Here is a 16,361-nt window from a genome sequence, read left to right as displayed (position 1 = left end):
GGTAGAACACGCGATAACGTATTGTAATTTAGTCATAATCAATCTCCATTAAATTAAATTAAAATGAATTTTGATTTTAAGGCTAATTTAAGAAAACATGCAACTGATAGTATTATTTTTTTTGTAATTTGGGAACAGCCGCTAATAATTTTTGACTGTACGGATGTTGGGGGGCCTTTAAAACTTGTTTAACAAGCCCCTGTTCGACAATTTTTCCTTGATACATGACCGCGACTTCATCTGCAATTTCAGCAACCACCGCTAAATCGTGGGTAATAAATAAATAACTAAGGCCCTGTTGTTGCTGTAATGATTTTAATAAATTAATAATTTGTGCCTGTACGGAGACATCTAAGGCACTGGTCGGTTCATCACAAATAATTAGTTTGGGTTCAACCGCTAATGATCGGGCAATACAAATACGTTGGCGTTGCCCACCTGAAAATTCATGGGGGTAACGGAGTGCAGAGGATTCGGGTAATTCGACTTGGTGCAGTAACGTACTGACTTTATGATGAATAGCGGATGGGCTACATTGAGGGTGTAAGGCTTTAATTCCTTCAGCAATAATATCACCGACGAGCATTCTAGGATTCATTGATGCAAAGGGGTCTTGAAAAATAATTTGAATTTCAGCGCGTGTTCGGCGTAATGCCTCTCCCTTTAATTCATGGATGTATTTATTTCCTAATAAAACCTCACCGCCTGAATTTGGAATTAAATTTAATAGTGCTTTAGCTAAGGTGGTTTTTCCACAGCCTGATTCGCCGACTAAGGCCAATGTTTTACCGTGTTGCAATTCAAAGCTAACGCCATCAACGGCACGCACAGCATCCACAACCCGTTTGAAAAAACCTTTATGAATCGGGTAATAGACTTTAAAATTTGAAACCGTTAATAGGGGCGGTTGAGCGGGACGGGACGTTTGTAAACAATGATCTAATGACGGTAATACGGCGAGTAATTTTTGCGTATAAGGATGCTGAGGGTGGTTAAATAATTGTTGATTGGTCGCTATTTCAACAATTTTACCTTGCTGCATAACGGCAACGGTGTCAGCAATAGTCGAGACTAAGGCTAAGTCATGACTAATGAGCCATAACGCCATGCCTGTTTGTTGTTGAATGGATTTTAAGAGTTGTAAGATTTGCGCTTGAATCGTGACATCTAATGCGGTTGTCGGCTCATCTGCAATTAATAAATCAGGTTTTGCCGCTAATGCAATGGCAATCATCACCCGTTGTCGCTGTCCACCTGATAATTGATGGGGGTAATCTAATTGCCTCTGTTGCGGGTTTGGCATTTCGACTTGGTTGAGTAATTCTAAGACACGCGTTTTAATTTCAGTGTTGGATAGGGCAAAATGAATTGTTAATACTTCTGAAATTTGGTCGCCAATGGTCATGACGGGGTTAAGGGCGGACAGGGGGTCTTGAAAAATAAGCCCGATACGAGAGCCGCGTATTTTACAAAAATCTAGTTCAGAAAGCATGAGTAGATCTTGCTGTTGCAATAGGATCGTATCGGCTTCTAAATGGACATTTGCGGGTAATAAACGTAATATTGACAGAGCGGTCAGTGATTTTCCAGACCCCGATTCACCAACTAGCGCAAAGGTTTCTCCGTGTGTAATTTCAAAGTTAATGGAGTCAACCACTTTAGTGTTTTTAAACGAAAGGGTTAAATTTTTGACACTCAGTAGCGTGTTTGACATAACTTTTAGGCAATAACGGTTTTATTGGGTTCTATGCGTATTCTCGTGCTAATAAAAGGGCATTGATAAGCACGGCAACCTCGTTAGCTTTGCGGACATCGACATGAATTACGGGCGATGAATTACCGCACTGCTGTAAGTAAGATTGGTAATTTTCAATACTGGGTGTGTTCACTTCATCATAATGCGTAACGCCTATAATAGCGGGATTTTTAGTTAAAAAATTTGCATTTAAATTTAAATAGTAATCCAGCTCATCAAACGGATTTTTATGGGTATTATTAATTAAGATAATAATGCCTAACGCCCCTTGGCAAAGGGTTGCACTCATAAAACTAAAACGCCGATCACCGAGGGTTCCGTATAAGTCTAGTTTTTCACTATTAGGTAGATAGAGCTGTCCGTAATCCATGGTGGAGCTTATGGCTTCTGACGTGTTTTTAGTGGTATTACCAATAGCACTAATGGTATTGATCGCAGTCGATTTACCTGCAGCGATGCTCCCTGTGAACACTATTTTAGTCAGCTCAACTGTATTCATTAATTTGCAGTGTTTAAGGATAGTGTGTCAAAAATACACTGACGTAATTGTCGTAATTTATCAGAGGCAGGGGTAGACTTTATAGTAAGTTGTTGACTGTGATCAATAAGCCCTAACATGTCACAGGCATTATGAAAATTAATGACATCGGTTAATTTTTTTTCAGTATGATCTGCAATTTTGTTTAGGTCAACGGCATTACGGTTCATAAAGGAGGTAATGGCTAAATAATTTTTAGAGGTCGTGATGTATGAAATATCAGGCCAAAACTTCAAATTAACGATGTTATTATTCTTATGGTTTTCCATCAAGCGCCCTTGTGATGGAATGATTGTTGAATACCATAATAAATCATTTAAAGGCATTCTTCCTATTTTTTTTACAGATTGGTTCAGTATTGTTTCGGATATTATTTTAACGTCAATATCCTCAGGGGACATTAAAAATAAACGTGTTAATTCAGATATTTTAAGTTGACAAAAATAACTCTTCTGTTGAGGATATAAAAAAATATCAATATTACACGTGGTTTGACAATGATATATTTCGCCAGTTTGTATACATTTTTGTATGATCCCCAGAAAATAATCTTTGGGTACAAAACATTCATATTCATTTGCGTTATTTTGAAAAGGCTGTTTAGGAGCCACTTTTTTAATAACTTTATCTTCAATTTTCTTTTTAGATGCCTGCTCAGGTTTAGGAATAATTTCAGGTTTAGGTGTACTTGTTGCGTCACTTTTGTCAACAGATGGAGGGGTGACTGTTCTAAGCTTTATTGCAACTTGGTCAAGTAATGAAATTAAGAGTGAGCGTTGGGGTGGTTTATCTGTGTCCGTTAATAACTTCCAGTTGACATCCAAATTCTTTGAATTTATACCATAGGCAATAAGGAGTGCATTGGGGTGAGATAATTGAATTTTATTCCATTGTTCCTGCGTTATATTGGGTGGGCTGCATACAAAAATTATACTTGCAACCTCCTTATCAACAATGTTCCACGTATCGTTAAGGCTCATTTCAGATAAGACTAATATTGCCGTAAATGCAGCTTGTTGTCTAGCATTAAAATCAAAAAGTGCAAGTGTCGTATTTTTTAACATAATAAATTATTATCCGTAGCATTATTTGTTATGAAATTAATCCGCAGGAGAATTGTAAATTGTTTGGATTCATAACAGAACCTTATTAAAAAGAAGGTATTTAGCCTAAATAGACGTGAATTGTCAAGGTTATTTGTGTCATACTTTCTTGTAATATTGTATTTTATAGACAAATTTAAAAAAAATAAGCTTAGTGATAGGATTAATAATCAAATTGATATTAGATTTTTATTAGGTACAGGATAAAAATAGTGTATATAATAAATTGCTTATAAATCAATTAAATACTTGGTTTAAGATCTGTTTTTAATTTTGGTTTACCCTTAAATTTTATGTGCAGAGGAAAATTTATCTTAGGTTAAATTAAACCTCTCGTTTGATTGCCCGCTTATTATTCATCATGAACAGACAAATCTATCCTTTACTGATCGCTCAATTTTTATCCGCTTTTGCTGATAATGCTATTTTATTTACGGTCATTGCCATGGTAATGCAGTCAAATGAGCTAGCTACTTGGTATATTCCTGCTTTGCAAAGCGTTTTTTTAATTGCCTTTGTTGTTTTAGCCCCATGGGTGGGTGCATTTGCCGATAATTATGCTAAACCGAAAATTTTAATTATTGCTAATTTAATTAAGGCATTAGGGGCGGTATTGCTCCTCATTAATATTGAGCCTTTAATCGCCTATTGCCTTGTTGGAGCGGGGGCTGCACTTTATAGTCCTGCTAAATATGGCATTTTACCAGAAATTGTAGACCATGACTTACTTGTAAGGGCGAATAGTTGGATTGAAGGTTCAACTATTTTTGCAATTCTTTTGGGAATGATTGTGGGGGCAAAGGTCGCGGATTATTCAATTTACTGGGCCTTAATCGGGACGATTGCTTTATTTATCTGTTCTGCGGCGATTACTTTATTATTGCCGACAACGATAGCAAAAAAAAGAAACGTCTGGCTCAAAAATAATTCAATTTGGGCAGCAAATTGGCACTTTTTTTGATACCACGCGTTCACGTTTTGCTGTTTTGAGTGCGTCTTTATTTTGGGCGGCTGCGGCAACCGTTCGGGTGATATTAATTGCATGGGCCCCTTTAATCTTGATGACTAAAAATGCCACAGAGATTGCGGAATTAACCTTATTTTTAGCCATCGGTATTATTATAGGCTCGGCGGTTGTGCCTAAACTTATTCCCTTAGAACAATTACGCCGCGCTCGAATTCCAGCCTATTTTATGGGTATTTTTATTATAGGGCTGAGTTTTATGGATACGGTATGGGGTGCGAGAGGATTATTACTCTTAATTGGCATTACGGGCGGACTCTTCATTGTTCCGATTAATGCGGCTTTACAAGAAATTGGGCAGCAAAGTATTGGGAGTGGGGGCGCGGTTGCCTTACAAAACTTTTTCCAAAATGTAGCGATGTTATTAGCGGTAGGCACTTATACTTATGCCGTTACTTTACAGGTTAGCCCTGTGACCGCTATGTTAATTCTTGGGGGGTTAGTCTTTACAGCGACGTTTGTTATTTCATTAAAACTCCCTAAAAACCAATCATAAATAGACTCCCTCTCATAAACTTTATTTATCCCTATGAAACTTGTTGATACCCTTATTTACGCACGTTGGATTGTTCCTGTTACGCCGAATACAAAAACCTTAGAACATCACTGTTTAGTCATTGATAAAGGGCGTATTGTTGATTTATTACCCAGTAAGGTTGCAGAACAGACCTATACCGCTCAAATGGTTGAAAAACTGGAAGATCACGCGCTTATTCCTGGGCTGATTAATTGTCATACCCATGCCCCGATGAATTTAATGCGCGGTATTGCCGATGATTTACCGTTAATGGAATGGTTAGAAAAACATATTTGGCCCTTAGAACAAAAATGGATGAGTGAAGAATTTGTCAGGGATGGAACCGACTTAGCGATTGCTGAAATGTTACGAGGGGGGACGACCTGTTTCAATGATATGTATTTTTTCCCCGAAGTTACGGCGCATCAAGCGATTAAATACGGTATTCGTGCGAGTATTGGGTTAATTTCAATTGATTTTCCCAGTGCATGGGCAGAAAACAGCGAGATGTATTTAGAAAAAGGTCTCGCATTGCACCAATCATTAGTCAATGATCCTTTAGTACGGACTGCGTTTGCCCCTCATGCCCCCTATACGGTGTCGGATGAGCCTTTAAGAAAAATTCGTACACTGGCCGGTCAGCTCAACATTCCAATTCACATGCACGTTCATGAAACAGAGTTTGAGGTGCATCAACAGCAACAACAAACCCAGCAAACCCCGTTGGAACGCTTGGATCAATTAGGTTTATTAACGCCTAATTTTATCGCCGTTCACATGACGCAATTGTCCGAAGAAGAAGCGCATCATTATGCGACGACAGGGGCGCATATTGTTCATTGCCCTGAATCCAATTTAAAACTGGGGAGTGGATTTTGTCCTATTAGTCTCGCCTTATCCGCAGGGATTAATGTCGCTTTAGGCACCGATGGGGCCGCGAGTAATAATGATTTAGATATGTTGGGTGAAATGCGAACCGCCGCGCTATTAGCCAAAGGGGGTACACGAGATGCCAGTAATATTCCTGCCATCACGGCGTTAACAATGGCGACTTTAAATGGTGCAAAAGCATTGGGTCTTGAGGATGAAATAGGTTCGTTAGCAATTGGAAAATCAGCTGATGTAGTTGCGATCAAATTAGATGAATTAGAAACACAGCCCTTATATGATGTGGTTTCCCATATTGTTTATGCGTGTTCACGTCAACAAGTAACGGATGTATGGGTCGCAGGAAAACAACTTTTGAAACAACGACAGTTAACGACTTTGGATATTAACGAATTAAAAGCGAAATTACCCGAATGGCAACAACGGCTTTCCGCATTTAAGTAATTCAGGCTCAATAGGTTAGGGGAGGGTGTTTTTAAATTTAAACGGTTTGTCGCGATAATTTTTATAAGAGACTTATAAAACATGGGGGTTTTACCCTGAATAAATATCAACTCCATGGCTACCATTAATACGCATATCAATTTATACTGAGCGCATTATTATAGAAAATAACATGCTTTGGAGAAAAAAATGAGTGCGACGCTTTCAAATATGATGCCTTTAGGCACAACCGCTCCCCATTTCGAATTACTTGATCCTATCAGCTCTGTAACGCGTAGCCTGCCTTCATTAAAGGGAAAAACAGGAACCGTGGTTATTTTTATGTGTAATCATTGCCCTTATGTTATTCATATTAAGCAACAACTTATTGATATTTCAATGGCTTATGCTAAAAAAGGCATTAATACGATTGCGATTAATGCGAATGACATGGCCAACTACCCACAAGATGCTCCTGATAAAATGGTCACCTTAATGGCGCAATGGGGACATCCTTTTGCGGCCTATCTCTATGATGAATCACAAAAGACAGCTAAAGCCTATCAAGCCGCTTGCACCCCTGATATTTATTTATTTGATGAAACACTGGCTTGTGTCTATCGGGGGCGTTTGGATGCATCAACCCCTAAAAATGATGAGCCTTTAACAGGACATGATTTACGCACGGCTTTAGATAATTTACTCGCTAAAACGCCCATTCCTGACACTCAAATACCCAGTATGGGCTGTAATATTAAGTGGAAATAAAAAGAATAATTGGGAGGTTATTACTTATATTCGCTACACATTGCTAACTGGTTAACTGGTTAGTATTCACATAATTATAATAAAAATAACGTATTTTCATGGCTATTTATGAAAGTATAGATTTGGAGATTTGCATGAATATTGAGGTTTTTAAAACCATAGGACCGAAGTTTGCGATTACAGGCGGGGTTATTGCGGTAATAGCCTATTTTATAAATATTGAGTCATTTCAAACTATTGCGCCCATTTTAGGGATTGCAGGATTAGGGTTTGCTTTTTTTATTTATAAAACAATTCTAGCGTACTCGGCAGGAACAGAAAAAATGAAAGCTATCGCGGAGTTAATCCACGAAGGTGCGATGGTCTTTCTAAAAGCCGAATACAAAATTTTATCTGTTTTTGTTGCCGTGGTCGCATTGCTATTATATATATTCATTAGTCATGCAACGGCTTATGCTTTTTTAGCAGGGGCTATTTCCTCGATGTCGGCAGGCTTTTTTGGTATGGAAGCGGCTACCCGCGCGAATGTTAGAACCTCAAGTGCGGCGAATACCGAGGGAATGGGCGCGGCACTGATGATCGCCTTTGGCGGGGGATCCGTCATGGGATTATCCGTTGCCTCATTAGGTTTACTGGGTATTGGCACTGTTTTTATGTTTATTGACCCCAGTAATATGGAAAGCTATAAAATGCTGAATGGTTTTGCTATGGGCGCCTCTTCAATTGCCTTGTTTGCTCGAATTGGGGGCGGTATTTATACTAAAGCTGCGGATGTTGGTGCAGATTTAGTGGGTAAAGTTGAAGCGGGTATTCCAGAGGATGATCCACGAAATCCTGCAACGATTGCTGATAATGTCGGTGATAACGTCGGTGATACCGCAGGCATGGGCGCGGATATTTTTGAATCTTATGTCGGGTCTGTTATTGCAACGGTTGCTATTGCGGCCTCAGCCACTAATTTTGTTGAAGCTGATATGCAAATTAACGCGATAGCGTTACCTCTTGCCTTTATCGTGGTCGGTTTAATTGCCTCTGCAATGGGCGTTGTTGCGATGCAAAAAATTAAGGATTATAACCCCGCTCATGCGTTAGAAGCGGTTACATGGATTGCCGCAGGATTATTTTTATTATTTGCTTTCCCTATCGTTATTTCGGCAGGCATACAATTTGATTTAGGTGATCGAACTACCTCTGTTTTAGGGCCTTTCTACGCAGTTCTAAGTGGTGTGTTGGTCGGCGTTTTTATTGGTCGCGTGACGGATTACTATACGTCAAAAGCTCCTGTTGAAGCCATTGCACAAGCGTCTAAATTTGGACCTGCAACGAATATTATCGCAGGACTCGGAATTGGAATGCGCTCAGTTGTATTGCCTATCATCGGTATTTCAGCAGCCATTTTATTAGCTTATGAGTCAGCGGGCTTATATGGTATTGGGATTGCGGCAGTCGGTATGTTAGCCACCACAGGCGTTACCATGTCGGTTGATGGTTATGGTCCGATTGCTGATAATGCAGGCGGTATTAGCGAAATGGCCGAATTAGGTGAAGAAACGCGTAAAATTACCGATTCATTAGATGCTATTGGTAATACAACGGCGGCTGTAGGTAAAGGTTTTGCCATCGGTTCAGCGGCATTAACGGCCTTAGCGTTATTTTCAGCCTATGCAGCGGCGGCAGGTTTAGAGTCGATTGACTTATTAAACCCATTAGTCGTAGTTGGTTTATTTATTGGCGGCGCGGTGCCTTTCTTAGTTGCTGCAATGACGATGGATTCTGTTGGTAAAGCAGCTCAAGATATGGTCGAAGAAGTTCGTCGCCAATTTCGTGAAATTACAGGTTTAATGGAAGGAAAGGCAAAACCTGATTCAAGTCGTTGTATTGAAATTTCAACAAAAGCCTCGTTACGTGAAATGATTTTACCAAGTGTTGTAACCATTGTAACGCCTGTTTTTGTCGGCTTTATTTTAGGTGAAGAAGCACTCGGTGGCTTATTAGCGGGTTCATTATTAGCGGGTGTCTTAATGGCCCTGTTTATGGCAAATGCGGGCGGTGCTTGGGATAATGCGAAAAAGCTTATTGAAGGCGGCGCGCATGGTGGTAAAGGTTCCGATGTTCATAAAGCCGCTGTATGTGGTGATACGGTTGGCGACCCTTTTAAAGATACTTCAGGCCCTGCATTAAACATTGTGGTTAAATTAATGGCGGTGGTTTCATTAGTTATTGCACCGTTATTATAATCGTAGATCAAGGGATAAAAATTTCATAACATTCGAAATTTTAGTGTAGGCGGGTTAGATTTTTTTGCGATAAAAAAATATAACCTAGCCTACAAATCCACTCACTTATTTTAGATCATTGTAGGGATTAAAAAACCCTACCTTTAAAAACTACAAACTTCCCTGTTCAGCCATTTTCATAAACTGACTATCAAAGCGTAATTTAATATTACGTTTAGATCCTAGCACTGTTTTATCTGGAAATAAAATACCGACAAAATCAACACTGGCCGCGCCTTGTCCAAATAAACCTTTATCAAAGCTAAATTTTCGTACATGCTCCATTGTTTGTTTGATTTGTTGATTTTCAGCAATCATTACCGCTTGCTTAGGATCAGGAAATAATTTAGTGGTTTTTAGTTGTGATTTAAACTCGGCAACGGTTGCCCCTGATGATTTTGCCATGTAAGTAATCGCCGCGTCCGCCTTTTTACCCCCAGCGGTTAAATGGCCTAAAGTTTCATACCAAGCCCCTACAAGTGCCTTTTTAAAACGTTCATCCGTATCGGTTCTAACCACCATTAAATCTAAAATTTCTCCTGGTGTTTTAGACGAATCAAATAATAACGTCGCCTCTTTGGTATTACGCACTTGTTGTAACGGTGGATTCCACGTTACGGTTACCGCATCAGGCGTTGTAATAAAGATGGAGGCAATATCGGCATCGGAGGTGTTGACTAATTTTACATCCCGCTCCGATAAACCTGCACTGTCTAAAGCGCGTGCTAATAAGTAATGTGAAACGGATAATTCAACGAGCATAATTTCACGCCCTTTTAAAGCCGCTAAACTGTTTATGCCTTTGGCGACAATACCATCATTGCCATTACTGTAATCACCAATAATTAACGCAGTTGAGTCAACCCCACCGACACTAGGAATGGTCAACGCATCCATATTTGTCATCGTACACGCATCATATTGGCCTGCGGTATATAGGTTAATGGATTCAACATAATCATTGATTAAGGTCATTTCAATTTCGATACCGTATTTATCGGCCCATTTTTTTAAAATACCTTGATTATCGGCATAGCCCCAAGCTTCCCAGCCTGTGTAATGAGACCAGCAGGCTTTAAATTTATCGGCTGAAAATGCGGTTGTTGAAACCATTGAGAGGCTTAATAATAAAATTAAACTCGAAAATAATTGACGCATGGGTGACTCCATTATTTGGGTAAAGTTAAGAACGCTCTAAAAGAGTACGTTTTATTTTTTTAATCGTTAATAACATCCAAGCCATAGTAGTGTTCTACTTGTTGACTGCTTTCCATTTTATTAATAATTTCTTGTGATTTTGCCGCAAACTCATCCATTTCTAAAATAGTGGAGGCCATTTTAGGTAGGGCGGCTTGACGAAAGGTAGAAATATCTTTGTACGTGGTTTGAATATCATCAAATGCTTTCTTTAAAACATCCATTGATAATTGAGCAGAGGAGGCTTGTTTATGTATTTCAACGCCTTGAGTTTTTAATTTTTCAGCGGTGGCCCCAATTAATTTATCGGTGGTTTTATTAACCGCCTCAATTTTTTCTAACACAATTTTTTGATTGGCTAAGGCCAAAGACAGTGTTATCGCAATTTGTAAGGCGTTAATGGTTACGCCTAACGTTCTGGAAACGCCTCGAATCAATTCTTTATTATTACGTTTAATAATTTCAATGGTTAATACCGCTTGTTGAGCAACCGCTAATTGCTGTTGTAAATCCATGATTCGTTGTCGTAAAGGAAACATAATTTCCTCTTTAATAAAAATGACTTGAGGGTCATCAGAGGGCAGTTCATTATCGACTTTATCGGTTAACCCCCGATCAACCATTTCGGCAAAAGTGACCGCTTTTTTTAATTTTTCAGCTAAATCGCCCATATATTGCTGGTCATCATTTAAGGTAATGACATCGCGTTTTAATTGATCGCGCCCCTTTTTCTAAACTGTTGACAATATCGCTAATAACGGTATTAGCGGATTGATAGCGTGAAAAATATTCTTCGATCGGAGTGCCGATAAAAGGGAGGGAGGACAGTAGACGACGTAGCCAGCCCATAGAAAAATCAATGTTATTAGGGTCAAGCTCTTCAACCGTGGTGCGTAAATCAATTAATGAACTCGCAACAGGCCCGCCATCATCCCCTGTTTTTGAGAGGACATGAATGGATTGTTTAAGCATATCCGAACGCCTTGCAGCCATTTTTTGGAGTTCAATTCCAATGGTTTCAACGGCGGCAACACTGTTATTTTTTCTTTAATATTATGAGGTTTAATGCCTAATAATTGTTCAACCGAGGCTTGTGCGCGTTGTTGTAGCTCACTATTTTCATCATGAAACGGTTGATTAAGCTGTAATTCATTTTTAACGCGATTGGTATCAAAGACCATTAAGGGCAGGGCGGTTTCAGTTTTGACGGCACTCATAAGCTTTATTCTCCAACTAGTAAGGGATTAGCGTGCATATTGATCGGTACGTTCTGAAAGATGGCGTAACGCTTCCATTGCACTATCAAGGTCAAGATCCGCTCGTCCTTTATTCATTTGTACCGAGGCAATTTTAGCACTGACTTCATCAAGTTCGGTTAAGGCACGTTCATTGGCTAAAATAATCTCAGTGGTACGTTGTTGCTGTTGTTTATATAATGTTAAACGTCTTGTTAAGATGGCTTTTTCTTTTTTTGCCGAGCGGCTGTTATCGGCTTCTAAACTCGCAAGTCGTTGATTTAAATGAACCGTATCTACCGCACTAATGCTTTTAAGTGTTAAAAACACATTGTCCAAATTATCTAAAACAGCTAAATAAACTTGTTCGGCCATGCTCAAATAACGGGCATAGGTCATTTCTGTTGGCGATAATTTAGTACCAAGAATTTCTTCAAAATTTTGGTATTTATTGGCGAGTAACGTTAACTGTTTCATTCCTATGTGACTATCAACTGTATCTACTTTAAATCTCAGGGTAAAGATAAAATTTCTAAAATAGATTTGACAACATATCATAAAAGAACGAACATTTACATACTTTGAATATCCACGACCTACAGGCTGAAACTAACGCCATTTATCAAGAAATCGCTCAAATGGAAAGTAGCGAAGCGCAGGATATTGTCAAAAAAATATTCAATCTTATTGAACGCTTAGCCAGTGATAAATTGTCTTTAGAAACTGAATTACAGCAACTTCGTGACGAGGTTAATCGCTTGAAAGGTGAGCAGGGAAAGCCTGATATCAAACCCAATAAAAATAATAAGGGTGATGATATTTCATCCGAAGACGAACGTAAAAAAGCACAAGTTGACGCGCAAAAAGAAACTAATAACGACACTGAAAATACGGACTCGGATAAGAAAAAACGCCGCCGTAAACCCAAGATCCCACGAGTTAAAATCGACCAAACGCTAAAATGCCTACTCGACAAAACTGGCTTGCCTAGCGACTTAGTATCTAAAGGCTTTGCGGAAGTGGTGATTCAAGACATTGTCATCAAAACCAATAATATTAAGTATCTCCGTGAGATTTTTTATTCACCTTCTGAAAATAAGTATTACCGCGCCCAATTGCCTGAAGGCGTTCGAGGTCAGGGCGAATTTGGTATTGGAATTCGTAGCTTGATTCCCATGCTTAAGATGATGGGCGTGACCGAAAAACCCATGGTCGGTTTTTTTGAAAATATTGGCATTGTGGTGTCGCCGACTTATGTTTCTCAGCAATGGACAGGCGGTTATGACTGGGCGCATCAGGAAAAAAGCGAACTTTATCGCAGCGGTATTCTCAACAGTGATTACGGGCAGATTGATGATACCAGTGCGCGAGTCAACGGTGATAACCACTATTGTCAGGTGGTCTGCAACGACTTGTTTACCGCTTATTTCACCACCAAACACAAAAACCGTTTATCGGTTCTGGACGTGCTGACCGATTATGCGCCACGCCATTATATCTACAATCAACAGGCTCAATCCTTGCTTGACGAGTTCAAGTTAGCTGATAAAGCACGGGCAAAAGTTGATGCTCAAATACCTGTCAATACAGTGATGAATGAAGCGCAATTTAAGTTGCACTTAGCGATCTTAAATACCTTAGGCGTGAGACAGGTAGCGCATGTCACCGAAGCTTGTGCCATTGCCTATTATCAGCAACAAACGGATTTTCCTGTTATTGAAACCTTGCTTGCAGACGATGCGCCGCAATTCAAATTACTGACGGAACATTTGGGGTTATGCTGGGTTCACGATGCTCGCCACTACAAAAACTCCGTCCAATTCTGGAAATACATCAGCAAGCATTAGCCGATTTTCGAGGGCACTATTGGGAGTATTATAAGGAGTTGCTTAACTATCAAAAAAATCCCTGCCCCGATAAAAAGGCATGGTTGTTAACGCGATTTAATGAATTGTTTGCAACCACAAGCGATTATGAAGACCTCAATGATCGCATCGCCAAAACACTGGCGAAAAAGACTGAATTATTGCGAGTTTTGGAGCTTCCACAATTACCACTCCATAACAATGCAGCCGAACTTGGCGCAAGAAGACAAGCGCGTGCGCGAGACATAAGCTTCCAGACTCGAAATGAGAAAGGCACGAAAATCAAAGACAGTTTTATGAGTCTTGCTGAAACGGCTAAAAAACTAGCCGTGAGTTTTTATGATTATGTTTATGACCGAGTTAGTGGTGAATTCAAAATGCCGTCTATGGCGAATCTTATCGCTCAAAAAGCGCAAAGTTTGCAGGTCTGATATTTGTTTTACCCTGAAATTTAAAGTAGATACTATCAACTTGTTGTAATTCCTTTTTAAGTTTAGTCAATTTTTGTTTTTTTTCTCGCTTTAAACGTGCATGAACTTTAGAAAAATAGGCATGAAAATAAACATCACGGCGAGCAAAGAATTGAAAAAACCAATTACCGATTGAAATAACCGTTAGGGTGCTTGATGCAATCAACGGTAAGCTGCCTAAGTTAAAGACAACACCCGAAGCAATGGCAAGAACGCCTGCCACTGCGGAGTATAAAACGAATGGATGTTGGAGTGAATTGGCTAACACGGCTTGATTCACCGCTTGTTGAGAGAGAGGATTGGGTTTCATTAAAATTTATCCGCGACTAAAATAAGTTCAACTCGAGGGAGGCGATAATGATAAGCACGTCGGCTTTCAGCAGGATATTGTGTTAACGGCTGTTCGCCTCCATAGCCGATGGCTTTCATTCGTTGTGCTGGAATGTCATGGGTAATCCTTAAATAACGGGCAACCGCGTCGGCTCTATCCTGTGATAGGATTTTATTTAAGCTCGTGTCGCCGCGTACGGAGGTATGACCTTTCACTAAAATTCTAAAATTAGGGTAATGTTTCAATGTTTTTCCCGCGACATCTAATTGCATTTTATCATTCAAGGTTAAATGATCGGCCCCACTGGCAAAAATAACGGGTCTGATTTTAAGTTTGCCTACATGCTGTAAATTTTGCCATTGCTCGTCCGTAAGCGGCGTAAACTGATGGGTTTCTAGGGCAACCATTACATTCGGTAAGCCTAATTTTTGGTAAACCTCGGCAATAAAGTGACTGCTTATAATGCGATAAGGGTCGTTATTAATTAAAGGGGAGGTGGTTATTGAACCATAATCTATAAAGATAGCAATACTGGCATGAATGGTTTCAATGAGTTCTTGCTCAGGCAAGCCATTAACGGCAACGGTTCCAAACCATTTGTGTGCATTTTCAGTTAATCCTTGCCATTGCACGCCTTTTAATAATGATTTAACGGCTTTGTCTTCTAATTTAGTTAGCTCTTTGACATCGGTTAATAATTCACTTTGATTATCACGATAGTATTTGAGGGTATGAAAATATTCGGTGAGTAAAAGGCTAATGACATCAGGTTTATTCTGGATCATTTCTTTACCTGCCATTAACACATCAACAATGAGTTGTTGCGTTTGCTCGGTACTGAGTAATAAATGAATACCTGTTTGAGCTAGGGCTTTAGATACATCAGGTTGCCACAGAACGGCCGCATCTACGTCTTTATTCAGTAAGCGTTGTAAGGCATCTTCAGACCCTCGGGTTAAAACAGGCCAGTTTTGACGTTGTTTTAAATGATTAATATCAAAATGAACGGCGATGGTTTTGAGTAGGTAATCGGAAGGTGAATTGGGCGTAAAGGCAATTTTTGCGGTTTTATTTTTGCGTAAATCGTCCAGTGTTGCAATTTTATCGGTCCAAGCTAATAAGGCATCACCGCCTTTAGATTCATCTAATACGGCGATAATAGTCCCAGGGTATTGCGTTTTTTGACCATTGATTAAATAGCTATCCACGGTGGCGACCGCCATATCTAAGGATCCCGTATTTAAGGCCTCGAGGCGTTGTTCATAATCGCCTTGGTCTTCAATGCATTCCAGTAGATAGCCTTGTTGGTAAAGACGGCGTTTCATGACAGGGGAGCATAAGGGGAAATAGCCAATCCAGTTGTCGATCCCGATGGTTATTTTGCCTTTGCTAGAACCTGCATCGGTTAATGAAAATAGTTTATTATCTTGCCACTGTGTATGGACGACTTTTGCAATGATAAGGCTTAAAACACCTACAATGAGAAGTCCTAGGGCAAATTTAGTATGTCCTTTCATTCGTCTAACCTAGCGTTTACGTTAATTTTAGATCAATGGGTTATGTTTTTACCGCGGCGATAACGGAGATTTCAACCAGTAATTCATCACGGGCTAAACTCGCCTCGACACAGGCGCGAGCGGGTGAATAGTCTTCAGCAACCCAGTTATCCCAAACGGCATTCATGTCGGCAAAATAGCGCATGTCTTTGATATAGAGGGTGGCTGATAAGATATGTTTTTTATCGCTGCCTGCCTCCTTTAGTAACGTGTCTACTTTTTCCAGCATGGTGCGGGTTTGTTCGCTAATATCGGCGGTTGAATCTTTTGCGACTTGTCCACATAAATAGATCGTTTGATTATGGATGACTATTTTACTCATTCGTCGTCGTTCTGTACCGAGTCGGGTTATATTCATTGTTTTCCTATTTATGCTGGTTTTTTTAAGGGCGTTTATTTTATCAGGAAAGAGAG

At 39.7% G+C, this 16,361-nt stretch carries 16 protein-coding genes and 1 pseudogene; 6 read left to right on the top strand and 11 right to left on the bottom strand.

Annotated features, from left to right (window positions below):
• Positions 1-112: 112 nt before the first annotated feature.
• The 3 genes from Q9M50_15215 to Q9M50_15205 are packed head-to-tail and all read right to left on the bottom strand — an operon-like array spanning position 113 to position 3,358.
• Positions 113-1,714 carry an ABC transporter ATP-binding protein gene (locus tag Q9M50_15215; protein ID MDQ7091958.1) on the bottom strand — a complete coding sequence of 534 codons (1,602 nt, stop codon included), beginning with the start codon at positions 1,712-1,714 and terminating at the stop codon, positions 113-115.
• 31 nt (positions 1,715-1,745) lie between these two features.
• Positions 1,746-2,255 (bottom strand): GTP-binding protein, encoded by a 510-nt coding sequence (locus tag Q9M50_15210; GenBank protein MDQ7091957.1) that lies wholly within the window; start codon positions 2,253-2,255, stop codon positions 1,746-1,748.
• On the bottom strand, positions 2,255-3,358 hold the full coding sequence (locus Q9M50_15205; protein MDQ7091956.1) for a hypothetical protein: 1,104 nt from the start codon (positions 3,356-3,358) through the stop codon (positions 2,255-2,257). The genes Q9M50_15210 and Q9M50_15205 overlap by 1 nt, the downstream gene beginning before the upstream one ends.
• Before the next feature lie 400 nt (positions 3,359-3,758).
• Here Q9M50_15205 and lplT point away from each other — a divergent pair.
• The 4 genes and pseudogenes from lplT (at position 3,759) to Q9M50_15185 (ending at position 9,254) form a co-directional block, all read left to right on the top strand.
• Positions 3,759-4,917: pseudogene (gene lplT, locus Q9M50_15200) on the top strand (lysophospholipid transporter LplT).
• Between the two features lie 33 nt (positions 4,918-4,950).
• Positions 4,951-6,270, top strand: coding sequence for a TRZ/ATZ family hydrolase (locus Q9M50_15195; GenBank protein MDQ7091955.1), 1,320 nt, complete (start codon positions 4,951-4,953; stop codon positions 6,268-6,270).
• 189 nt (positions 6,271-6,459) lie between these two features.
• Entirely contained in the window at positions 6,460-7,017 is a 558-nt protein-coding gene (locus tag Q9M50_15190) for a thioredoxin family protein (protein MDQ7091954.1), read from the top strand.
• Between the two features lie 98 nt (positions 7,018-7,115).
• Positions 7,116-9,254 (top strand): sodium-translocating pyrophosphatase, encoded by a 2,139-nt coding sequence (locus Q9M50_15185; protein MDQ7091953.1) that lies wholly within the window; start codon positions 7,116-7,118, stop codon positions 9,252-9,254.
• Between the two features lie 150 nt (positions 9,255-9,404).
• On the opposite strand, the gene Q9M50_15180 is transcribed toward Q9M50_15185, so the two are convergent.
• The 5 genes from Q9M50_15180 to Q9M50_15160 are packed head-to-tail and all read right to left on the bottom strand — an operon-like array spanning position 9,405 to position 12,202.
• On the bottom strand, positions 9,405-10,451 hold the full coding sequence (locus Q9M50_15180; protein ID MDQ7091952.1) for a putative urea ABC transporter substrate-binding protein: 1,047 nt from the start codon (positions 10,449-10,451) through the stop codon (positions 9,405-9,407).
• A 59-nt stretch (positions 10,452-10,510) separates the two neighbouring features.
• Positions 10,511-11,161, bottom strand: a complete 651-nt coding sequence (locus tag Q9M50_15175; protein MDQ7091951.1) for a toxic anion resistance protein — start codon at positions 11,159-11,161, stop codon at positions 10,511-10,513.
• A 13-nt stretch (positions 11,162-11,174) separates the two neighbouring features.
• Positions 11,175-11,462, bottom strand: coding sequence for a toxic anion resistance protein (locus tag Q9M50_15170; protein MDQ7091950.1), 288 nt, complete (start codon positions 11,460-11,462; stop codon positions 11,175-11,177).
• Entirely contained in the window at positions 11,393-11,707 is a 315-nt protein-coding gene (locus Q9M50_15165; protein MDQ7091949.1) for a hypothetical protein, read from the bottom strand. Before Q9M50_15165 ends, Q9M50_15170 begins: the two co-directional genes overlap by 70 nt.
• Positions 11,708-11,734: 27 nt before the next feature.
• Positions 11,735-12,202: a hypothetical protein gene (locus tag Q9M50_15160; protein MDQ7091948.1), complete on the bottom strand. Its 468-nt coding sequence runs from the start codon at positions 12,200-12,202 to the stop codon at positions 11,735-11,737.
• A gap of 104 nt (positions 12,203-12,306) precedes the next feature.
• Here Q9M50_15160 and Q9M50_15155 point away from each other — a divergent pair, with 104 nt between their 5' ends.
• Positions 12,307-13,572 carry a hypothetical protein gene (locus tag Q9M50_15155; protein MDQ7091947.1) on the top strand — a complete coding sequence of 422 codons (1,266 nt, stop codon included), beginning with the start codon at positions 12,307-12,309 and terminating at the stop codon, positions 13,570-13,572.
• Positions 13,503-14,021, top strand: coding sequence for a hypothetical protein (locus Q9M50_15150; protein MDQ7091946.1), 519 nt, complete (start codon positions 13,503-13,505; stop codon positions 14,019-14,021). The genes Q9M50_15155 and Q9M50_15150 overlap by 70 nt, the downstream gene beginning before the upstream one ends.
• Here the strand turns inward: Q9M50_15150 and Q9M50_15145 are convergent.
• From Q9M50_15145 to Q9M50_15135, 3 genes are read right to left on the bottom strand one after another with little or no spacing between them, the layout of a single operon-like run.
• Positions 13,987-14,370, bottom strand: coding sequence for a hypothetical protein (locus Q9M50_15145; GenBank protein MDQ7091945.1), 384 nt, complete (start codon positions 14,368-14,370; stop codon positions 13,987-13,989). The genes Q9M50_15150 and Q9M50_15145 overlap by 35 nt on opposite strands.
• On the bottom strand, positions 14,370-15,908 hold the full coding sequence (locus Q9M50_15140) for a phosphate ABC transporter substrate-binding/OmpA family protein (protein ID MDQ7091944.1): 1,539 nt from the start codon (positions 15,906-15,908) through the stop codon (positions 14,370-14,372). Before Q9M50_15140 ends, Q9M50_15145 begins: the two co-directional genes overlap by 1 nt.
• Before the next feature lie 40 nt (positions 15,909-15,948).
• Positions 15,949-16,305, bottom strand: coding sequence for a RidA family protein (locus Q9M50_15135; GenBank protein ID MDQ7091943.1), 357 nt, complete (start codon positions 16,303-16,305; stop codon positions 15,949-15,951).
• Between the last annotated feature and the right edge of the window lie 56 nt (positions 16,306-16,361).

Source organism: Methylococcales bacterium (genome assembly GCA_030949405.1).
Lineage (GTDB): Bacteria > Pseudomonadota > Gammaproteobacteria > Methylococcales > Methylomonadaceae > WTBX01.
The sequence above is the reverse complement of the archived record's forward strand: the minus strand, read 5'-3'. Positions and strand labels throughout refer to the sequence as shown.